Below are 21361 nucleotides of genomic sequence, written 5' to 3' on the forward strand. Positions count from 1 at the left end.
CGACGTTTCGACTGGTGGGCAGGCAGGCCGGCGCACTTTCAGCCCGGGTTGGTGATGCCCTTGGGATTGAGGTGAGCGATGTTGCCGCTCTCGGTCCCGTCGGACGGATCGATCAGGCAATCGATCAGTGCCGGCCGGCCGGACGCCAGGACCTCCCGCAGCGCCGCGGAAACCTCGTCGGGCGTTTCGGCGCGATAGCCCGCACCACCGAAAGCCTTGATCATGAACTCGTGATGGGCCTCCAGCGCCGTCGGCGCCGGGTCCTCAGACCCCGACAGCTCGTCGCCGCGATAGACACCGCTGTTGTTGAGGATGACGGTGACGATCGGCAGCTTGTAGCGGCAGATTGTCTCCAATTCCATTCCGCTGAAACCGAAGGCGCTGTCGCCTTCGATCGCCACCACGGGCTCGCCGGTCTCCACGGCAGCCGCGATCGCATACCCCATCCCGATGCCCATCACGCCCCAGGTCCCGCTGTCCAGGCGCCGGCGCGGTCGGTACATACCGATCGTGTTGCGTGCCAGGTCCAGAGCATTGGCGCCTTCGTTGACGACGCATACTTGCGGATTGTCTCGGAGCACATCGCGGATGGCCTGCAGCGCGCCAAGGAATTTCATCGGCGCAGCGATGCGGGCGGCCGCCAGGCGGTCCGCCATTTTCGCGACGTTCTGCTCCGCCTTGGCCGCGAGTTCGGCACGCCATTGCGGCGACGTGCTGATCTGACCCGGCTTGGCCCGGTCCACCAGAGCCTGCATCACCGAGCCGATGTCGCCGACGAGCGGAGCCGCAATCGGTTGGTTGCTGTCCATCTCGCTGGCCTCGATGTCGATCTGGATGAACTTGGCGTCGGGATTCCACTGCGGCGCATCGCCATGCCCGAGTAGCCAGTTCAACCTCGCACCGACCAGCAGGACGACATCGGCCCGGCGCAGAGCCAGCGATCGCGACGTCGCCGCCGACTGCGGATGGTCATCAGGCAGCAGCCCTTTGGCCATCGACATCGGTAAGTAGGGCACTCCGGTGCTTTCCACGAATTCTTTGATCTGCTCGTCGGCTTGTGCGTACGCCGCGCCCTTGCCCAACACGATCAGGGGTCGCTGGGCGGTGGCGAGCAGTTCGATTGCCGTATCCACCGAATCGAGATCGGGCAGTTGCCGTGGCGCCGGATCGATTACGCGCCAGAGTGTTTCGGCAGCGGACTTCGCATCGAGGACCTCACCCAACACCGCTGCCGGTATGTCGAGGTAGACCCCGCCCGGCCGCCCGGAAGCCGCCGTGCGAATTGCCCGCGCCACACCACGGCCGATGTCCTGGGCCCGAGACACCCGGTAGGCCGCCTTGACGAAGGGCCTGGCCGCGGCAAGCTGATCCATTTCTTCGTAGTCACCGCGCTGCAGATCGACGAGGTGGCGCTCGCTGGAACCCGAAATCTGCACCATAGGAAAGCAATTGGTGGTCGCATTGGCCAGAGCCACGAGGCCGTTGAGGAATCCGGGCGCCGACACCGTCAGGCAGATGCCGGGTTTCTGGGTCAGGAAGCCGGCAGCCGCCGCGGCGTGCCCTGCGGCGCTCTCGTGGCGAAAACCGATATAGCGGATGCCCGATGCCTGTGCGGTCCGCGCCAAGTCGGTGATGGGAATGCCCACCAGCCCGTAGATGGTGTGCACGTTGTTGAGCCGGAGCGCGTCGACCACCAGATGTATCCCATCGGTGAGAGCCCTGGCGTCGGTAGCCTCGGTGTCATCGATGGTAGCGGCGGTCATTGCGACTTCCCTTTCCGGCAGCAACTGCCTGGGTCGAATTTCTCTCTTGCTCTTCACTTTTCCCCTATTCAACGGTCGCGTCCAAGACCTGCTGGCACTCACGAGATAACTGGGAGTTATCACGGTCCGCAGCGGTCCGGGAACTTCAGACACCTCGGATATTCGCGACACCCTCAGGCCACGAAGGATCCCCTTATCGCGGTACTCGCGGCGATCACGTCCGCATCCGGATCGAATTCACCGTCGATGTCCCGGCCCGGGTAGGTGAGGTCCTGGCGACCAAGGGGCGCGCCCACCGCCACGTTCAAAAACGCCCGTGCCGCAGCCGAACCCGCCGCGGAGGCATGGATTGCGATCGCAATCGGCGCCCGTTGATCGGGCTCGACCAAGCGCAAACCCCGCATTGCGCCGGCCATCGGAATCGAACGAAACCAGGTGTGCGGCACCACGCTTGCCCACGCTCCCGTGGCGACGTGAGCGTAAAGCGACGCCATCGAGTCGGTCTCGATTTGCGGTACGACCGCGGCACCGACGTTGGCGAACGCGCTGTCGATGAACTGACGAAACCCGACTTCGGGCGCCAGGAGTGCGAGCGGCAGCTGGGCCGCCTCCGACCATGTGATGGTGGCCCCCGGCGGCACCAGCTGCTTTCCCGCCACCAGCAAGACGCACTGCTCCTCATAGAGCGGAACCATCTCCAGGCCCGAGTGCTCACGCACATCAAAATGTGCAATGGCGGCGTCGAGCTCGAAACAGCGCAGCTGGCGCACCAATTCGTTTGTCGGATAATGGGATATGACCTTCACCCGGGCCAGTGGGTGCAACGAACAAAAGGCCGCGATCGGAAGCGCCGTCGTCGTCGATACCGTCGGCCCGGCCCCCAGCCGCAGCACCCCGGAAATGCCCGACCGCAATGCGGCCGCTTCCGCTACCAGACCGTCGTGTACCGCGAGAACCCGTTTGGCCCACACGACGAGCCGCTCGCCCTCCACGGTGAGACCCTCGAAGTTTCGCCCGCGATTGATCAACATGACGTTGAGTTCGCGTTCGAGCTTGGCGATGGACGCCGACAGCGCCGGCTGGGAGACGTAGCAGGCCTCGGCCGCGCGCGCGAAGTGTCGTTCTCGCGCTACCGCAACGAAGTACTCGAGTTGACGTAGCAGCATGAAGACTCCTCCTTGCCTGCCGACCGCGCCCCCTTGATGGCCAGTCGCAAATGACATAGCAGACTGTATGCAGTATGCATTATCCATTAGACTACTCGCCAGTACAGACCTCGTTCAGCGATGAACCTCACTCATCGCCGGCAGCGACAGAGAAAGGGAACAAATGTGAACAGCCCGCATTCAGACCCGGCGGCACCGATCGCCGTGGAACCGGAGATGAGTCAGGAATGGCTCGCCCGGGCGGTGGTGGCCGCGTCGCCGGAGGCGCTCGTGGTGTGTGACGCGAATGGGACCATCCGGTTATGGAACAACGGAGCGCAGCGCGTGTTTGGCTACTCGCCGTCCGAGGCGATAGGACACAACCTCGACATCATCATCCCGGCAAAGCTGCGTAAACGACACTGGGACGGCTATCACCAGACGATGGCCACCGGGCAAACCCGTTATGGCGACCAGCTACTGAGCGTGCCCGCGACTCACCGGGACGGACACCGGCTGTCGATCGAATTCAGCGTCGCCCTGCTGCGCAACGATGACGGTCGCATCGTCGGGATTTCCGCGATCATGCGCGAGGTCACCGGACGACGCAACGAAGAGAGGGCGCTGCGCGGCCGGCTCGCCGAACTCGAGGCACGTCTGGCCGACCCCGAGGGCGCGACGCATTGACCCGTCGTGGGGCCGGGTGTCGCAAGCCCGGCCGACCGCATTGAGGTCCATCGCGACCCTCTACGGTGATGCCATGAGCGACATTCTGTTGATCACCACCGACGAGCGGGTGCGCACCCTGACCCTGAACCGGCCGCAGTCGCGTAACGCGCTGTCGTCGGCGCTGCGGGATCGGTTCTTCGCGGCGCTGACCGAGGCCGAGACCGACGACGACGTCGACGTCGTGATCGTCACCGGGGCCGATCCGGTGTTCTGCGCCGGACTGGATCTCAAGGAGCTGGGTGATTCGACGGCACTGCCCGACATCTCCCCGCGGTGGCCGTCGATGACCAAGCCGGTGATCGGCGCGATCAACGGAGCCGCCGTCACCGGGGGGCTGGAGCTGGTGCTGTACTGCGACGTCGTGATCGCGTCGGAACAGGCACGCTTCGCCGACACGCACGCCCGGGTGGGCCTGCTGCCGACCTGGGGGCTGAGTGTGCGGCTGCCCCAGAAGGTGGGCGTTGGCCTGGCCCGGCGCATGAGCCTCACCGGCGACTACCTGTCGGCCGCCGAGGCGCTGCGGGCCGGGCTGGCCACCGAGGTGGTGCCACACGACAAGCTACTGCCGGCCGCGCGCGCCGTGGCCGCGTCGATCGTCGGCAACAACCAGAACGCGGTGCGCGCACTGCTGGCCTCCTACCACCGCATCGACGAGTCGCAGACCAACGAGGGTCTGTGGCTGGAAGCCATGGCGGCCCGGCAATTTCGGACCACCGGCGACGACATCGCCGCCAATCGCGAAGCGGTGCTGCAACGCGGTCGGGCGCAAGTCCGCTAACTGCGATCCGCGCAATCATCGCGATGGCGGAATTCGCCCACCCCGGGCAAATGAAAATGGCCCGACCGTGGGCCGCCCATCGCCACAATTCCGCTTTATATGCCGTTGACCTGTATCGAGAAACTTTTAATCGCCAGCCGCACCAACAGCCAATACGATCCGAACAACGACCCGAATCCATTCGGCAGAGCAGGAGGAATCGATGCGCATTATCGTCGACCTCACGATGCGGTTTCTCGGCGTCCTGGCCCTGGTCACCGCGGCGGCGATCGCGACCGGACAGCACGCGACCGCACAGCCGCCGCCTCGTTTTCCCAATCTCGACGGATTCACCGCGGTTCCGGCCGACGGATATCGCACGACGCCCCTGCCGGGCAGCCCGCCCCGGATAAGTTTCTCGGCCCCGAACTCGGTGGTGTGCGACTTCTATGGCGGGCCGCCGCCCGCGCCGCAACCGTCACAAGACATTAAGTGCAATGGCGAAGTGCCCGGAATAGACGACGTTCTCTTCCCCGGCGGTGGCCACCCGAAACCGGGCGACTGCGTGGAGGGCGCGGTGGATTTCAAGGGTCCCGGCTACGAATTGAGCCGGATGTCCTACGGCGGCTGCGGTGGCAGCCCGGCCGCGCTGCCGAATGCCGGTAAGGCATTGGCCGCCGGGCAGAAACTGTCCTACCTCAACGTCACCTGCGCGGTGGGCGCCGACAACCTCATCGCCTGTCTGGACACCACCAGCGGGGACCACGGATTCGTCCTGCAGTCCGTGGGAAGCTGGGCGTTCTAGCCCAGCCTCAGCCCAACGCCGCCCGCAGCGAGGCCACCACGTCGTCGATCGACCCGGAGGTCGAATAGCCGGCGGCCAGCCGGTGGCCACCGCCACCGAACACGGACGCGACCGCGGCCAGATCCACATCGGCCTTGGCCCGCATCGACACCGACCACTGTTGCGGGTCAACCTCTTTGAACACCGCGGCCACCTCGGCCTGCTGCGTGGTGCGCACGATGTCGACGATGCTCTCGACTTCCTCCGGACGGGAGTTGGTCCAGTCGTGGTTGTCGACGACCGCGTAGACCAGCCCGCGGCCCTCGACCGCGTCCGGAACCAGTTGTGCCGAGCCGAGCACCCGTGACAGCAGCGGTAGCCAGACGAACGGGTGGGTGTCCATCAGCGTTCGGCTGATCTTGGCGTTGTCCACGCCGAGCTCGACCAGCCGGGCGGCCAGCCGGAACGCGCGGGCGCTGGCCCAGCGGAACGAACCGGTGTCGGTGGTCAGCCCGGCGTAGATGCAGTGCGCGACGTCGCGGTCGATCGGCTTGCCCCAGGCGTCGAGAAGTTCGGCCACCAGCAGCGTCGTGGAATCCGCCGACGGGTCGACGTAGTTCGCGCTGCCGAACATCTCGTTGGAGGCGTGGTGGTCGATCACCAGCAACGGCTGGTCCGGGCCGATCACGTCACCGAGCGCGCCCAGCCGCTTGCGGCTCGGAACATCCACCGTCACAAACAGATCGACGTCGCGGCGCATCTCCTCCGGGCTCACCAGCAGCTCGCACCCGGGCAGCGAACGCAGCGACTCCGGCAGCGTCGCCGGCGCGGCGAAGCTGACCTCGACCTGTTTGTCGCTTCGGTCGAGCACCGTGGCCAATGCCAATCCCGCGCCGATGGTGTCGGCGTCGGGATGGACGTGGCAGATCACCCCGATTGTCGTTGCCGCCGAAAGCAATTCGGCGGCGGCGACCGCGTCTACCCGCGTCCCCGCGATCGGGGCGCGGGCCAGCTCAGTCTTCGGGTCGATGGTCGTCACCGGTGTCTCCAGCGTCGTGCCCGCCCGCTGCCCCCGTTGCCGCCCCGCTCTCACGGTATGGATCCGCCTCCCCGGCCGGCTTGGCTCCCACCCGAACCCGCGCCACGTCCTCGTCGGCGGCGCGCGCACGCGCCAGCAGCTCGTCCAGCCGCTGCACGGTGTCCGTGGTCGTGTCCCGGGTGAACGTCAACGTGGGAGTGAAGCGCACACCGGTGCCCGCACCGACCATGGTGCGCAGCGTTCCCTTGGCCCGGTCCAGCGCGGCCGCGGCCGCCTCGTAGTCGGGCTCGTCATCCAGCGTGGGTCCCATCACGGTGTAGAACAGCGTCGCGTCGTGCAGGTCGGCGGTCACCTTCGCGTCGACGATGGTGACCCCGTCCAGTCCCGGATCCTTGATCTCGAATTCGATCGCCGAGGCGACGATCGTGTTGATCCGTTTGGCCAGCCGGCGCGCCCGTCCGGGGTCGGCCATCAGGCGCGCTCCTTCTCGACGAGCTCGAAGGACTCGATGACGTCGCCTTCCTTGATGTCGGAATAGGTCAGCGTCATACCGCATTCGAACCCGTCGCGAACCTCGGTCACGTCGTCCTTCTCCCGGCGCAGCGAGGAGATCGTCAAGTTGTCGGCGACCACGATGTTGTCCCGCAGCAGTCGGGCCTTGGCGTTGCGGCGCACGATGCCGGAGGTGATCAGGCAGCCGGCGATGACACCGACCTTCGAGGACCGGAAGATCGCCCGAATCTCGGCACGACCCAGCTGGTTCTCCTCGTAGATCGGCTTGAGCATGCCGCGCAGGGCCTTCTCGATCTCGTCGATGGCCTGGTAGATCACCGAGTAGTACCGGATGTCCACGCCTTCACGGTTGGCCAGCTCCGTCGCCTTGCCTTCGGCACGCACGTTGAAGCCGATGATCACCGCGTCCGAGGCCGACGCCAGGTTGACGTTGGTCTCGGTGATGCCACCGACGCCGCGGTCGATGACGCGCAGCTCCACCTCGTCGTCTATCTCGATTCCCATCAGGGCCTCTTCGAGCGCCTCGACGGTACCGGCGTTGTCGCCCTTGAGGATCAGGTTCAGCTGGCTGGTTTCCTTCAGCGCCGAGTCCAGGTCCTCCAGGCTGATCCGCTTGCGCGAACGTGCCGCGAGCGCGTTGCGCTTGCGGGCACTGCGCCGGTCGGCGATCTGGCGGGCGATGCGGTCCTCGTCGACGACCAGCAGGTTGTCCCCGGCACCTGGCACCGACGTGAAACCGATGACCTGCACCGGCCGCGACGGCAGCGCCTCGTGGACGTCCTCGCCGTGCTCGTCGACCATCCGGCGGACGCGGCCGTAGGCGTCGCCGGCGACGATCGAGTCACCGACGCGCAGCGTGCCGCGCTGGATCAGCACGGTGGCAACGGGTCCGCGACCGCGGTCCAGGTGTGCCTCGATCGCCACACCCTGGGCCTCCATGTCGGGGTTGGCCCGCAGGTCCAGGGCGGCATCGGCGGTCAGCAGCACCGCCTCCTCGAGCGCCTCGATGTTGGTGCCCTGCTTGGCCGAGATGTCGACGAACATCGTGTCGCCACCGAAATCCTCTGCCACCAAACCATATTCGGTGAGCTGGCCGCGGATCTTGGCCGGGTCGGCACCTTCCTTGTCAATCTTGTTGACTGCCACCACAATCGGCACGTCGGCCGCCTGCGCGTGGTTGATGGCCTCCACCGTCTGCGGCATCACGCCGTCGTCGGCGGCGACCACCAGGATCGCGATGTCGGTGGCCTTGGCACCACGGGCACGCATGGCGGTGAACGCCTCGTGACCCGGGGTGTCGATGAAGGTGATCAGTCGTTCGCTGCCCTCGAAGTCGACCCCGACCTGGTAGGCACCGATGTGCTGGGTGATGCCACCGGCCTCGCCCTCGCGCACGCTGGCGTTCCGGATGGTGTCCAGCAGCCGCGTTTTACCGTGGTCGACGTGACCCATCACGGTCACCACCGGCGGACGGGTCTGCAGATCCTCCTCGCCGCCCTCGTCCTCGCCGTAGGTGAGGTCGAACGACTCCAGCAGCTCACGGTCTTCGTCCTCCGGGCTGACGACCTGGACGACGTAGTTCATCTCGCTGCCCAGCAGTTCGAGCGTCTCGTCGCCGACCGACTGAGTGGCGGTCACCATCTCGCCGAGATTGAACAGCGCCTGCACCAGCGAGGCGGGGTTGGCATTGATCTTGTCGGCGAAGTCGCTCAGCGATGCGCCGCGGGCCAGCCGGATGGTCTCGCCGTTGCCGTGCGGCAACCGCACGCCACCGACGACCGGGGCCTGCATGTTCTCGTACTCGGCGCGTTTCGCCCGCTTCGACTTGCGACCACGCCGCGGCGCGCCACCGGGACGGCCGAACGCACCGGCCGCACCGCCACGCTGGCCGGGACGGCCACCGCCGCCACCGCCGCCACCCGGGCCACCGCCACCGGGACGGCCGCGGAAACCGCCGCCGGCACCGGGTGCGGCTCCGACGCCACCACCGCCACCGCCGCGGTAGTTACCGCCGCCGGACCCGCCACCGGGACCACCGCCGGGACCACCGGGACGTCCACCGCCGGGACGGGGGCCGCCGCCACCGGGACGTGCTCCCGATCGCTGGAAGCCGCCACCGGTGCTGCCGCCGGGGCGGGGCGGCATGCTGCCGGGCGAAGCACCACCGGGTCGCGGTGCGCCGGGCCGGGGCGCACCCGGGCGGGGCGCCTGCGGACGCGGAATGGGCCGGTCGACGGGCTGCGCCGACGAGAACGGGTTGTTGCCGACGCGCGGGGTGCGCGCCGCCGGCTTCGGGGCCGGGCCGGGCCGCGGGCCGGGCGTCGCACCGGGCGCCGGGGCCTCTTGGCCGGGCGCCTGACCGCCGGCTGCCGGCGGTTTCGGCTGCCCGGGGGCCGGCGCCGCGGGAGCCGGCGCGGGCCGTCGGGGCGCCGGTGCCGGTGCGGCGGGTGCTTCTGTCGCCCCGGCCGAGGAAGCCGCCGGGGCAGGATTGGCGGCCTGACCAGCCGCTTCGCCGTTGTCGGCGGGCTTCGCCGGCGCGGCGGTCGCCTCGCCGTTTCCGGACGGCTTTTGAATCGCCTTGTCCAGGGCCCGGTCGAGCGAGCGGTCCGGGCTCTTCGGGGCGCTCTTGGCGCCGGCCGCGGGCTTGCTGCCGCCGAACGACTCACGCAGCCGGCGAGCAACCGGCGCTTCTACGGTCGAGGATGCGGATTTGACGAATTCGCCCTGTTCATTCAGCCGGGCGAGAACTTCCTTGCTGGTGACACCGAGTTCCTTAGCCAACTCGTGTACGCGGGCCTTACCTGCCACTACATCTCCTGTCTATGAGGCGACAGCAGCGGGCCGCGCCTCGGGTTTAGCTATGACGCATGGTCATCGGGACTTCACGGTGTGCTCATGTTCTTCGCTACCTGTTCTGTTGCCGGGCGAGTCGAGCACCCCTAAGTGCTCGACCAACGCGGATGTGTCCGGTGGACGGTCGATGCGCAGCGCTTTGGTAAAAGCCCGCCGCCGAATCGCTTCGTGTACGCACCGCGGTACGGGATGCAGCCACGCACCCCGCCCCGGCAGGCGAGTCGCCGTGTCAACGATTACGGCGTATTCGCCGTTCCCGGTTGACACCGCCACCACTCGGAGCAATCCGACGGCCAACTCTCGCTTTCGGCACCCGACACACGTCCGCACGGGTCCGCCCGTGTGAGTGCGCGCCGAGGCCGAAGGCTCGCGCTGGATCACGGCTCAGTCTAGCGTCACGGAACCGATGGTCAGAACCACCCGCAACCGCACCGTAACCTGCGCGTCCGATCACGCAGGCGGCCGCGAAAAACCGGCCTCGCAAAATTCAACGGCGCACCGGTGACGTCGGACTAGTGATCGTGGGCCATCGGGTGGCTGGCACCGTGTTCGGGCTGGTCCTCCGATCCCCCCGCGGAACCGGCGGACGAATCGCCGCGAATGTCGATGCGCCACCCGGTGAGCCGGGCGGCCAGCCGCGCGTTCTGCCCCTCCTTGCCGATGGCCAGGGACAGTTGGAAGTCGGGCACCACCACGCGAGCGGCGCGGGCGGTCTGGTCGATGACCGACACCGAAACCACCTTCGCCGGCGACAACGCGTTGGCGACGAACCGGGCCGGGTCCTCGTCGTAGTCGATGATGTCGATCTTCTCGCCGGACAGCTCACTCATCACGTTGCGGACCCGCTGGCCCATTGGACCGATGCAGGCGCCCTTGGCGTTGAGGCCCTGCACCCGGGATGCGACCGCGATCTTGGAACGGTGCCCCGCCTCGCGTGCCACGGCCACGATCTCCACCGACCCGTCGGCGATCTCGGGGACCTCCAGCGAGAACAACTTGCGGACCAGGTTGGGGTGGGTGCGCGACAACGTGATCAGCGGCTCCCGCGAACCCCGGGTCACGCCGACCACGTAGCAGCGCACCCGGTTGCCGTGCTCGTAGCTCTCGCCGGGAACCTGTTCGGCGGCCGGGATGACGCCCTCGGAGGCCTTGGTCTCGCTGCCCATCCGCACCACGACCAGACCGCGGGCGTTCGCGCGGCTGTCGCGCTGAATCACGCCCGCGACGATTTCGCCCTCACGAGTGGAGAACTCGCCGTAGGTGCGCTCGTTCTCCGCGTCGCGGAACCGCTGCAGCATCACCTGGCGTGCGGTGGTGGCGGCGATGCGGCCGAAACCCTCAGGGGTGTCGTCCCATTCGCTGATGACGTTGCCGTCCTCGTCGACCTCGCGGGCCATCACCTTCACCACGCCGGTCTTGCGGTCGATCTCGATCCGCGCATCGTTCTGGTGGCCCTGGGTATGCCGGTAGGCGGTCAACAACGCCGACTTGATCGTCTCGAGCAGCTCGTTGACCGAGATACCCCGGTCCACCTCGATCGCGTGCAACGCCGCCATGTCGATATTCATGCTCCGGCCTCCGTTCTCCGGGCCTCACCGGCACCCGCCAAATCCAGCTCGGCTGCCGATGGCGACGAAAATTCAACCTGGACAACAGCTTTCGCGATCTCGGCGAACGGGATCTCGCGCACCGCCCAGCCGCGGCCGTCGCGGACCACCAGCGCCACCGCGTCGCCGCGGGTCTCCCCCACCCGGCCGGTCAACTGCGAACCGTCCGACATCGCCAGCTCGACCTTGCGGCCCCGGGCGCGGCGGAAGTGCTTCTCACTGGTGAGCGGACGGTCCACACCGGGCGAGGAGACCTCGAGAACATAGCTGTCACCGATGCCGTCCAGACCATCCAGCAAAGCCGACGCCGAACGTGACAGGGTCGCTACGGCGTCCAGGTCCAGCGCGGTGTCGCCGTCGGCAACCACCGTGATTCGGGGCGGACGCACCCGGGAATCGATGACCACGTCTTCGATTTCATAGCCAGCACGCGCGAACTCACCACCGAGTAGCTCGATCACCTGCGTCTGCGACGGTAGCCCGGTGGTCACGGCGAGCTCCTCATCTTGAGTTGTCCGGTCATCTGGCTGATGTCGCCGCCCAGCCATCTTCGGGCGGCTTCCGGCGTCCCGGTGAACGCACAGCGGCCGTTCGGCGAGAACCAGCTACTAACGATACGCCAGGAATCGCGTATGACGAGGTGATCGCGTAGGTCGAGGTCCTCCGCAGCATGCCCGGCCCGCGGCCAATGGCAGGATGTTGGGCGTGCATAGTGCTGTACCCGTCACCAGCAGGCGGGGTGTGCTCGCCGGGGGTGCCGCGCTTGCTGCGCTCGGGGTGGTCGTCTCCGCCTGCGGTGAGTCCCCGCCGAAACCCCCCGCGGTCGAACAGCTGCTCGGTCCGTTAGACCAGGCCAGACACGACAGCGTGCTCGCCGGTGCCGCCGCCGCGGCCGTCGGCGTCGCGCCGCAGATCGCGGCCGCGCTGTCGGTGGTCGCCAACCAGCGCGCCGCGCACGCCCGCGCGCTGTCCACCGAGATCGCCCGGGCGGCCGGCAAGCTCACCGCCTCGTCCAGCGAGACGACCAGCCCCAGCCCCAGCCCGGCCGCCCCCGCGGGGCCACCGCCACCGCCACCCCCGGTGTCCGACGTGATCAACGCGCTGCGCACCTCGGCGGACAATGCCACTCGCCTGGTGTCCTCCGAATCGGGCTACCGGGCGGGGCTGCTCGCCTCGATCGCGGCGTCGTGCACGGCGTCCTACCTGGTTGCACTCGTACCCGGGGGGCCGTCGATATGACCTCCGGCCAAGACGCCGACAACGCGGCGCTCTGCGATGCGCTGGCCGTCGAGCACTCGACCATCTACGGCTACGGCATCGTGTCCGCGTTGTCGCCACCCAGCGTCAACAACCTGGTGGTGGAGGCGCTGCTGCAGCACCGTCAGCGTCGCGACGACGTGATCGCCATGCTGGCCGCCCGCAAGGTCACCCCGCCGCCCGCCGCCGCCGGCTATCAGCTGCCGCTGCTGGTGGGCAGTCCGGCCGACGCGGCCCGGCTGGCGGTGCGGATGGAGAACGACGGCGCGACGGCCTGGCGCGCGGTCACCGAACACGCCGAGACCGCCGAGGACCGTGCGTTCGCCGCGACGGCCCTGACGCAGAGCGCGGTCATGGGCGCCCGCTGGAGCCGCATCCTGGGCGCCTGGCCGATCACGGCCAGCTTCCCGGGCGGCAACGAGTAACCGGCGTAGCGATCGCAAGCGCGGCGCAGCCGGGGGTATGGGGGTACCTCCCGCTTGCGGGGGAGGGTCGCCACCATCGGCACTAGCCGGTCAGCGCCGCCACGATGTCGGTGGCCAGCGAGGCGCCGGCCGCCAGCTCGCGAGTCTGCCCGCCGAAGCGGTCGCGCAGCTCCACCACACCGTCGGCCCAACCCCGCCCGACCACGACGACCCAGGGCATCCCGAGCAGCTCGGCGTCCTTGAACTTGACCCCGGGCGAAGCCGTGCGGTCGTCCAGCAGCACCTCGAGCCCCAACCGATCCAGGTCGGCGGCCAGCGCCACGGCCCCTTCGCGCGCCTGCGCGTCCTTGTTCGCGATCACCACGTGCACGTCGAACGGCGCGATCGACGCCGGCCAGCGCAGGCCCAGCTCGTCGTGCTGCTGCTCGGCAACCACGGCGACCAGTCGCGACACCCCGATGCCGTAGGAACCCATCGTCAGCCGCACCGGCTTGCCGTCCTCGCCGAGCACATCGGCGGTGAAGGCATCGGTGTACTTGCGGCCCAACTGGAAGATGTGGCCGATCTCGATGCCGCGCGCCATGACCAGCGGGCCGGCGCCGTCCGGCGACGGATCGCCTTCGCGCACCTCGGCGGCCTCGATGGTGCCGTCGGCGGTGAAGTCACGCCCGGCCACCAGTCCGACCACGTGGCGGCCCGGCTCGTCGGCCCCGGTGATCCAGCTGGTGCCGTCCACCACCCGGGGGTCGAGGAGATAACGAACTTCGTTGTCCCGCAACGCCTTCGGGCCGATATAGCCCTTGACCAGAAACGGATACTTGGCGAAGTCCGCATCGTCGAGTAACGCGTATTCGGCCGGCTCCAGCGCGGCGCCCAGCCGTTTGTCGTCGACCTCGCGGTCACCGGGCACGCCGATGGCCAGCAACTCCCAGTCGCCGCCGGGCTGGCGTACCTTGACCAAAACGTTCTTCAACGTGTCCGCCGCGGTGACGGTGCGGCCCAGGCCGGCGCCGTTGGCCCACTGCACCAGCGTGGCGATGGTCGGGGTGTCGCCGGTGTCGTGCACGACGGCCTCGGGCAGCCCGTCGATGGGCCGGGCCTCGGGCTGGGCGGTGATGACCGCTTCGACGTTGGCCGCGTAGCCGGATTCCACGCACCGGACGAAGGTGTCCTCGCCGATCGGGCTCTCGGCCAGGAACTCTTCGGACGCGCTGCCACCCATCGCGCCCGACACCGCCGAGACGATGACGTAGCGCACCCCGAGCCGGTCGAAGATGCGCTGATAAGCCTCGCGGTGCGCGTGGTAGGCCGACTTGAGCCCGGCCGCGTCGATGTCGAAGGAATAGGAGTCCTTCATCACGAACTCCCTGGCCCGCAGGATGCCGGCCCGCGGCCGCGCCTCGTCGCGGTACTTGATCTGAATTTGGTACAGCGTGAGCGGGAAGTCCTTGTAGGAGCTGTACTCACCTTTGACGGCGAGGGTGAAAAACTCTTCATGCGTGGGAGCGAGCATGTAGTCGTTACCGCGACGGTCCGTTACGCGGAACACGCCGTCGCCGTATTCGGTCCAGCGATTCGTCGTCTCGTACGGTCCACGCGGCAGCAGCCCGGGGAACAGAATCTCCTGCCCGCCGATCGCGTTCATCTCCTCGCGGACAACGCGTTCGATGTTGCGCAGCACCCGCAGCCCCAGCGGCAACCAGCTGTACAGCCCGGGGGCGACCTGCCGGATATATCCGGCCCGCACCAGCAGTTTGTGGCTGGGCACTTCGGCGTCGGCGGGGTCGTCGCGCAGCGTGCGCAGGAACAGCTCGGACATCCGGGTAATCACAGCGGGCCAGCCTACTTGCCGGACGTTCGTGCGATCCGTCCGCGGCTAGCCGTCACCGTCGGGCCGGTGACGGCTGCGGTAGGCCCGCATCCCGGCTTGCGATCGGCATTGCGCCCGGCAGAAGGTCCCTGACGAGTTGCGACTGTGATCGACGAAGCCGTGGTGACAGTTGCGGCACGCTTTCACCCGCTCCCACTCGCCCGACTGGGACAGCTCGACCACCGCGGCCAGCATCGAGCCCATCGCACCCGCCAGTCCTGCCTGCGTGGACACCAGCCCCGCCCCGTCGCGAGTGATGTTGGCTTCCAACGGATATCGATGCGCCGCCCGGCGCAACGCATGTTCTGCGGCGCCGAGTTCCTCTTCGGCCGCCCCGTCGGCATCTACATGGGTGAGCAGGACCGTCACCAGGGCGTCGCGAATCTCACGTGCCTCGATCACATCGGCCGGGGTGATCGACATCGCGCCGTCCACACCTTGGGTGGTCAACCAGGCTTGGAGTCCGGCGGTATCGGAGAAACGATCGGGAACGCGCCCGCGGTGATCGTGAGTATTGGCGAAGGCCAGTATCAGCTCCGCCGGATCAACGGCGGCAGCCCCGGAACCCGCCACGACGCACCTCCTCGCCATCCTCCGCGCCACATCGGCGTTAAAGCCTATCCGTCGACGCCGTTCACCCACGGACGCGTCACTCGACAGTATGAGACGCTCCGTTATCAATAACAGCATTTTGACAGTTACTTTTCTTCCCGATTATGTTGACGCGTTATCACCAACAGGCTTACGGTGATCACATGACACACAGCACTCCACATCGCAATTGGTTCATCACCGGCGCCAGCTCCGGCATGGGGTTGGCACTGACAAAGGCCGCAATCAACCGCGGCGACAACGTAGTTGGGCTCTCCCGCAACCCAGAGCCGCTCAAGGACATCGCGGGCGCGCACCCGGAGCAGCTGCTGACGCTGCGGGCCGACATCCGTAATCAGTCGGAAGTGGATGCCGCGGTCGAACAGGGACTCGCGAAGTTCGGGCGCATCGACGTCCTGGTCAACGGCGCCGGCTATGGCATTTGGGGCGCAGTCGAAGAAGCCACCGACGCGCAGGTGCGCGCCGCCTTCGGGACCAACGTCTTCGGCACGCTCAACGTGCTGCGGGCGGTGCTGCCATCGCTGCGCACGCAGCGGTCGGGGCACGTCGTTCAAATCGCCGCCTACCGGGGCCAGAGCTCGTCCCCCGGCATGGGCTTGATCTCCGCGTTCAACTACGCGAAGGAAGGCTTGTCTGATGGTCTCTACGAGGAACTCAAACCGCTTGGCATCCACGTGACCATCGTGGAGCCCGCGCCGTCGGCAACCGGGTTCCGGGCCAACCTCGACCGGGCACCCGAGATCGCCGACTACGACCAGACGGTGCGTGCAGCGCTCGCGGCCATCAGAGCGCTACCGGCCGAGCATTTCAGTCTGCCCGAGCCGATCGCCACGGCAATTCTGGCCGCCGTCGACGCCGATGAACCCCCACTGCGGCTGGCGACCGGCAGCGTCGCGGTCAACACCATCCGCAAGACGCTGCAGTCACGACTGGCCAACCTCGAAGCGTGGGAGGCCGTCAGCGTTGCGGTGGACGGCGACCCCGACCGGGTCTGTCCGCTCGATTGACGCCAATGAACTGGCCCCGTCGCCGGGCGGGGCCAGTTCAGCGAGAGACGTTGGAAATGGCCGTGATACGCACGGCCAGCCGGGAGCTACAGCTCGCCGGCGTCGATGGCTTCCTTGACCTCTTGGGCGTGCGCGACCTGCTCCGGGGTGTACCCGATGAACAGTGCGGCGAGGCCGACGATGACGGCGGTTCCCGCCACCCACAGCAGCCCGTAGGTGTAGCCGTGGTCAAGCGCCTGTAATTGCGCGTCGTTCATCACCTTCACCGGGCCGGTGGTGCCGCCCAGGTACAACGTGCGCGAGGTGATGACGGCCTGGATGACGGCCAGCACCAGCGGCCCGCCCAGGCTTTGCAGCATCAGCGTCATGGCCGACACCGGGCCGATCTGGTCGAACCCGACGCCCGCGATCGCGGCGAGCGTGAGCGGGACCACGACCATGCCGATGCCGATTCCGCCGACGACGATCGGCAGCACCAGGTTCGGGAAGTAGGGCACGCCGCGGTGCATGAACGCCGAGCCGTAGATCATCGCGAGCAGCAGCAGCCACCCACCGCCGATGGTCAGCACTCGCGGGGAGAACCGTGCCACCAGCTGCGAGGAGATACCGAGGCCGATCCCCATCGCGATGACGAACGGGATGAATCCGACGCCCGCGCGCAGCGCGCTATAGCCCAGGATGTCCTGAACGTACAGGCCGATGCAGACGGTGAGGCTGAACATCACGCCGCCGGCCAGCAGGATCGCGGCGAACGTGACCAGCCGGTTGCGGTCGCGGAACAACTCGAACGGCACGACGGGGTTTTCGGCGGTGCGCTCCACGATGGCGAACGCGATCGCGGCGGCCACGGCCACCACACCCGAACCGAGGGTGATCGCCGACATCCAGCCCTTTTCCGGGCCCACCGAGAAGGCGAAAACCGCGGCGGTGCAGGCCAGGGTGGCCAGCATGGCTCCGGTGGCGTCGAGCTTCATCCGCTCCCGGTTGGTCTCGCGCAGCGCGGTGCGGGCCAGGTAGATCATCACCAGCCCGATCGGCACGTTGACCAGGAACGCGAGCCGCCACGACCACTCGGTCAGCGCCCCACCCACGACCAGGCCCATCACCGAACCGATCGCGGTCATCGCGGCGAACACCGCGGTGGCCGCGTTGCGCGCCGGACCCTTGGCGAATGTGGTGGCGACCAGGGCCAAACCGGTCGGCGATGCGATGGCCGACCCGACACCCTGCAACAGCCGGGCGATGACCAGCGTGACCTCATCCCAGGCCACCGCGCACAGCACCGAAGAGATGGTGAACAGCGTGACGCCGACGATGAAGGTGCGTTTGCGGCCGATGGTGTCGCCGAGACGGCCGCCCAACAGCATCAGCCCGCCGAAGGTGAGCACATACGCGGTGATCACCCAGCTACGGCCGGCGTCGGACAGGCTCAGCTCGTTTTGAATCTTAGGAAGCGCGACGATGGCGACGGTGCTGTCCATCGTTGCCAGCAGCTGCATACCGCCGATGGCGATCACGGCCGCAATGAAGCGGCGAGAGGGCAACCAGGTCGGGTAATACCTGCTAGTGCGCGTGGTGGCGGTCCCGGAGGAGGTCTCGGACGGGCGCTCGGTGCGCTCCGGGGCCGGACGATCGGCGCGCGCAGCAGACCAATTCTGGGCCGCACGCTCGGTCTCGTTGAGGGCCGTCATAACGGGTTACCTTACAGTAATCTTAAGAATCGTTTAAACCCCGAATGCCGCTACGGGCCCGATCACGATGATCGCGGGAGGTCTGATCCCCTCCGCCCGAACCTTCTGCGGCGTGTCGGCCAGCGTGGCGCGCAACGTGCGCTGCGCCGGCGTCGTCCCATGTTGAACCACCAGCACCGGCGTATCCGCAGGTCGACCGCCTTTTAGCAGGACGTCGACGAAGAGTTCGATGCGTTCGACGGCCATCAGCAAGACGATCGTGCCCGACAGTGCTGCCAGCGCATTCCAATTCACTAACGATTCGGGGTGCCCGGGCGCCAGGTGGCCGCTGACCACCACGAACTCGTGATTTACCGCCCGATGAGTGACCGGAACACCTGCCAGCGCGGGCACCGCTATGGCGCTTGTCACACCGGGGACCACCGTGACCGGAATGCCGGCGTCGACGCACGCGATGACTTCCTCGTAACCGCGGGCGAACACGAACGGGTCGCCGCCCTTGAGGCGGACCACGAAGCGTCCGGCGCGGGCCCGCTCGATCATGACGTCGTTGATCGCGTCCTGGGCCATGGCCCGCCCGTACGGGATCTTGGCGGCATCGATGACCTCGACGTGCGGCGCCAGCTCGGCGAGCAGTTCGGGCGGAGCCAGGCGGTCGGCGACCACGACGTCGGCCTGGGCGAGCAGCCGGCGTCCGCGGACGGTGATCAGCTCGGGGTCGCCGGGGCCGCCGCCGATCAGCGCCACCCCGCCGCGCGCGACATCGGAACTCTCCGCCGTGATCAGCCCCTGCTGCAGCGCCTCGCGGATGGCCGACCGGATGGCCGCCGACCTGCGGTGCTCGCCGCCGGCCAGCACCCCGACCGACAGCCCGGCGTACTCGAACGATGCCGGGGTCACCGCGCTGCCCTCGATGGCGATGTCGGCGCGCACGCAGAAGATCTGCCGGCTGTCGGCCTCGCCGACGACGGCCTCGTTGACCGCCGCGTCGTTGGTGGCCGCGATCGCATACCAGGCTCCGTCGAGGTCACCGTCGCGGTATTCGCGCACCGTCAAGGTGATTCCGCTCATCGCCTCGACGGCGGGGGTGGCGGTCCGGGTGATCACGTGAACGTTGGCGCCGCTGGACATCAGCAGGGGTAGCCGGCGCTGGGCGACCGACCCTCCGCCGACCACGACGACCTTCTTGCCGGTCAGCCGCAATCCCACGAGGTAGGGGCTCTCCGTCACGCGGCAAGCCTAGTGAAGACGGTCGGCGCGGTGATCATGCCGGGCCCGACGGGTCGCCCACTTGCGGGGCAGGGCCGCCCGCTTGCCGTCGCGCGGCGCGTGCGACGAAACGCGCCACCGCGTCCGGTACCGCGGCCGGGTGAGTGTGCAGATACGACGCATGTACGCCGTTGTGCACGACGCCGTCGCGCATCGGCGCCGCATCGTGGTCCGCGGCCCGGTAGACCCACGCGGGTTGGTAGCTCTCGGTGAAGGTGATCACGGTCCGGTGGAATTCGTGCCCGACCACCCGGGCCCCGGCGGCATACAGCGCCGAATCGGCCACCGCGACCGCGTCGCGATACGCCAGCTTCAGCTGCGGGGTGAAGCGCGCCGATCCGCCCAGCACCCCGCACATCGGGTACCCGTCGAGTTCGGAAGCCAGGTAGATCAGGCCCGCACACTCGGCGTGCACCGGAGCGCCGGCGGTAGCCAGCTCTCGAATCTGTTGTCGCACAACGTTATTAGCGGACAGATCGGCGGTGAACTGCTCGGGGAAGCCGCCGGGCAGCAGCACGGCGTCGGTGCCGTCGGGCAGCGTATCGACCAGCGGGTCGAACTCGACCACGTCGGCACCGGCGGCACTCAGCAGCTCGGCGTGTTCGGCGTAGCCGAAGCTGAAGGCCTTCCCGGCGGCCATCGCGACCGTGGCGCGGCGACCGGGCGTCTCCCCCACTGCCGCAACGGGATCCCACGGTGCGCTGGTGTTCTGGCTTCGTGCGACCGCCAGCACCGCGGCGAGGTCGATGTGCCGCGCGATCAGGTCGGTCATCGCCTCAACCGCCAGCCGGGCCCGCCGCCCGTATTCGACCGCGGTGACCAGGCCCAAATACCTTGTCGGCAGCTCTAATTCGGCGGTCCGCGGAATAGCGCCCAACACCGGGATACCGGTCTGCTCGCAGGCCTGGCGCAACACCTGCTCGTGCCGGGGCGATCCGACCCGGTTGAGGATCACGCCGGCGATCCGGGTTGCGGTATCGAACGTTGAAAAACCATGCAGCAGTGCGGCAATGCTGTGGCTCTGACCGCGCGCGTCGACCACCAGGATCACCGGCGCACCCACCAGGGCGGCGACATGAGCGGTGGAGCCCGGCGGCGGGGACGTCGGGTCGGGCCCGATCCGACCATCGAACAGCCCCATCACGCCCTCGATCACCGCGATGTCCGCGCCGGCGGCACCGTGCGCGTAGAGCGGGCCGATCAGCGCTTCCCCCACCATCACCGGGTCGAGGTTGCGTCCGGGCCGGCCCGCGGCCAGCCCGTGGTAGCCGGGGTCGATGAAGTCCGGGCCCACCTTGAACGGCGCGACCGTATGCCCGGCTTGGCGCAGCGCCCCGATCAAACCCGTTGCGATCGTTGTCTTTCCGCTGCCCGACGCCGGCGCGGCGACGACGACCGCGGGGGCGTTCACCACTCGATGCCCTTCTGGCCCTTGCGTCCCGCATCCATCGGATGCTTGACCTTGGTCATCTCGGTGACCAGGTCGGCGGCCTCGACCAGCCGCGGCGCGGCGGCACGCCCGGTGATCACCACATGCTGATGGCCGGGCCGGGCCGCCAACACGTCCACCACCTCGTCGACGTCGACCCAGCCCCACTTCAGTGGGTAGGTGAACTCATCGAGCACATAGAAGTCGTGACGCTGCTCGGCCAGCCGGCGTGAGATCTCCGCCCAGCCGTCGGCGGCCGCGGCCGCGTGATCGTCCTCGCTGCCGGATTTACGCGACCAGGACCAGCCACTGCCCATCTTGTGCCACTCGACCGCTGCGCCGACGCCGTGTTCGTCGTGCAGCTGGCCGAGCCGGCGAAAGACGGCTTCCTCCCCTACCTTCCACTTCGCGCTCTTGACAAACTGAAACACCGCGACGTCGAGGCCCGCGTTCCACGCGCGCAACGCCATTCCGAACGCCGCGGTCGACTTCCCCTTGCCGTCGCCGGTGTGCACCGCCAGCAGCGGCAGGTTGCGCCGGGCCCGGGTGCTCAGTCCGTCATCCGGAACCTGCAGTGGGGTTCCCTGTGGCATAGCGGCACACCTCCTTGT

General features: G+C 68.0%; 19 protein-coding genes and 1 pseudogene. 6 read left to right on the forward strand and 14 right to left on the reverse strand.

Annotation, left to right across the window (positions count from 1 at the left end; genetic code table 11):
- Positions 1-38: 38 nt before the first annotated feature.
- A complete protein-coding gene (gene oxc / locus G6N55_RS07635; protein WP_085226505.1) occupies positions 39-1763 on the reverse strand; it encodes an oxalyl-CoA decarboxylase in 1725 nt (574 codons plus the stop codon).
- 173 nt (positions 1764-1936) lie between these two features.
- Positions 1937-2929, reverse strand: a complete 993-nt coding sequence (locus G6N55_RS07640; RefSeq protein WP_085226503.1) for a LysR family transcriptional regulator — start codon at positions 2927-2929, stop codon at positions 1937-1939.
- A 165-nt stretch (positions 2930-3094) separates the two neighbouring features.
- Here G6N55_RS07640 and G6N55_RS07645 point away from each other — a divergent pair, with 165 nt between their 5' ends.
- The 3 genes from G6N55_RS07645 to G6N55_RS07655 all read left to right on the forward strand — a co-directional run bounded on the left by G6N55_RS07645 (position 3095) and on the right by G6N55_RS07655 (position 5199).
- Complete coding sequence (locus tag G6N55_RS07645) at positions 3095-3595, forward strand: PAS domain-containing protein (RefSeq protein ID WP_232078943.1); 501 nt, start codon at positions 3095-3097, stop codon at positions 3593-3595.
- Between the two features lie 73 nt (positions 3596-3668).
- Positions 3669-4415 (forward strand): enoyl-CoA hydratase, encoded by a 747-nt coding sequence (locus tag G6N55_RS07650; RefSeq protein WP_085227100.1) that lies wholly within the window; start codon positions 3669-3671, stop codon positions 4413-4415.
- Between the two features lie 202 nt (positions 4416-4617).
- Positions 4618-5199, forward strand: coding sequence for a hypothetical protein (locus tag G6N55_RS07655; RefSeq protein ID WP_085226500.1), 582 nt, complete (start codon positions 4618-4620; stop codon positions 5197-5199).
- A 7-nt stretch (positions 5200-5206) separates the two neighbouring features.
- On the opposite strand, the gene G6N55_RS07660 is transcribed toward G6N55_RS07655, so the two are convergent.
- The 6 genes from G6N55_RS07660 to rimP all read right to left on the reverse strand — a co-directional run bounded on the left by G6N55_RS07660 (position 5207) and on the right by rimP (position 11681).
- On the reverse strand, positions 5207-6217 hold the full coding sequence (locus G6N55_RS07660) for a DHH family phosphoesterase (RefSeq protein WP_085226498.1): 1011 nt from the start codon (positions 6215-6217) through the stop codon (positions 5207-5209).
- On the reverse strand, positions 6192-6689 hold the full coding sequence (rbfA, locus tag G6N55_RS07665) for a 30S ribosome-binding factor RbfA (RefSeq protein WP_085226496.1): 498 nt from the start codon (positions 6687-6689) through the stop codon (positions 6192-6194). The genes G6N55_RS07660 and rbfA overlap by 26 nt, the downstream gene beginning before the upstream one ends.
- On the reverse strand, positions 6689-9538 hold the full coding sequence (gene infB, locus G6N55_RS07670; RefSeq protein WP_085226494.1) for a translation initiation factor IF-2: 2850 nt from the start codon (positions 9536-9538) through the stop codon (positions 6689-6691). Before infB ends, rbfA begins: the two co-directional genes overlap by 1 nt.
- A 63-nt stretch (positions 9539-9601) precedes the next feature.
- Entirely contained in the window at positions 9602-9964 is a 363-nt protein-coding gene (locus tag G6N55_RS07675; protein WP_179968130.1) for a YlxR family protein, read from the reverse strand.
- A 131-nt stretch (positions 9965-10095) separates the two neighbouring features.
- Complete coding sequence (gene nusA / locus G6N55_RS07680) at positions 10096-11151, reverse strand: transcription termination factor NusA (RefSeq protein WP_085226492.1); 1056 nt, start codon at positions 11149-11151, stop codon at positions 10096-10098.
- Complete coding sequence (gene rimP / locus G6N55_RS07685) at positions 11148-11681, reverse strand: ribosome maturation factor RimP (protein WP_085226490.1); 534 nt, start codon at positions 11679-11681, stop codon at positions 11148-11150. Before rimP ends, nusA begins: the two co-directional genes overlap by 4 nt.
- Positions 11682-11886: 205 nt before the next feature.
- Here rimP and G6N55_RS07690 point away from each other — a divergent pair, with 205 nt between their 5' ends.
- Both G6N55_RS07690 and G6N55_RS07695 read left to right on the forward strand, forming a co-directional pair.
- The gene (locus G6N55_RS07690; protein ID WP_085226488.1) at positions 11887-12429 is read left to right on the forward strand and encodes a hypothetical protein; all 543 of its coding nucleotides are present in this window, start codon (positions 11887-11889) and stop codon (positions 12427-12429) included.
- Positions 12426-12872, forward strand: a complete 447-nt coding sequence (locus tag G6N55_RS07695) for a ferritin-like domain-containing protein (RefSeq protein WP_085226486.1) — start codon at positions 12426-12428, stop codon at positions 12870-12872. The genes G6N55_RS07690 and G6N55_RS07695 overlap by 4 nt, the downstream gene beginning before the upstream one ends.
- Before the next feature lie 82 nt (positions 12873-12954).
- On the opposite strand, the gene G6N55_RS07700 is transcribed toward G6N55_RS07695, so the two are convergent.
- Complete coding sequence (locus tag G6N55_RS07700) at positions 12955-14703, reverse strand: proline--tRNA ligase (protein WP_085226485.1); 1749 nt, start codon at positions 14701-14703, stop codon at positions 12955-12957.
- A gap of 45 nt (positions 14704-14748) precedes the next feature.
- On the reverse strand, positions 14749-15315 hold the full coding sequence (locus G6N55_RS07705) for a CGNR zinc finger domain-containing protein (RefSeq protein WP_163667231.1): 567 nt from the start codon (positions 15313-15315) through the stop codon (positions 14749-14751).
- Positions 15316-15497: 182 nt separating this feature from the next.
- On the opposite strand from G6N55_RS07705, the gene G6N55_RS07710 reads away from it, so the two are divergent.
- Complete coding sequence (locus tag G6N55_RS07710) at positions 15498-16361, forward strand: SDR family NAD(P)-dependent oxidoreductase (protein ID WP_085227096.1); 864 nt, start codon at positions 15498-15500, stop codon at positions 16359-16361.
- Between the two features lie 86 nt (positions 16362-16447).
- Here the strand turns inward: G6N55_RS07710 and G6N55_RS07715 are convergent, their stop codons facing one another.
- From G6N55_RS07715 to cobO, 4 genes and pseudogenes are all read right to left on the reverse strand, one after another.
- Positions 16448-18052: an MFS transporter gene (locus G6N55_RS07715; protein ID WP_085226481.1), complete on the reverse strand. Its 1605-nt coding sequence runs from the start codon at positions 18050-18052 to the stop codon at positions 16448-16450.
- A 22-nt stretch (positions 18053-18074) separates the two neighbouring features.
- A pseudogene (gene cobA / locus G6N55_RS07720) lies at positions 18075-19282 on the reverse strand (uroporphyrinogen-III C-methyltransferase).
- A 34-nt stretch (positions 19283-19316) separates the two neighbouring features.
- Entirely contained in the window at positions 19317-20732 is a 1416-nt protein-coding gene (locus tag G6N55_RS07725) for a cobyrinate a,c-diamide synthase (protein ID WP_139827069.1), read from the reverse strand.
- On the reverse strand, positions 20729-21343 hold the full coding sequence (gene cobO, locus G6N55_RS07730; RefSeq protein WP_085226476.1) for a cob(I)yrinic acid a,c-diamide adenosyltransferase: 615 nt from the start codon (positions 21341-21343) through the stop codon (positions 20729-20731). Before cobO ends, G6N55_RS07725 begins: the two co-directional genes overlap by 4 nt.
- Between the last annotated feature and the right edge of the window lie 18 nt (positions 21344-21361).

Origin of the sequence: Mycobacterium florentinum (assembly GCF_010730355.1) — a bacterium.
Lineage (GTDB): Bacteria > Actinomycetota > Actinomycetes > Mycobacteriales > Mycobacteriaceae > Mycobacterium > Mycobacterium florentinum.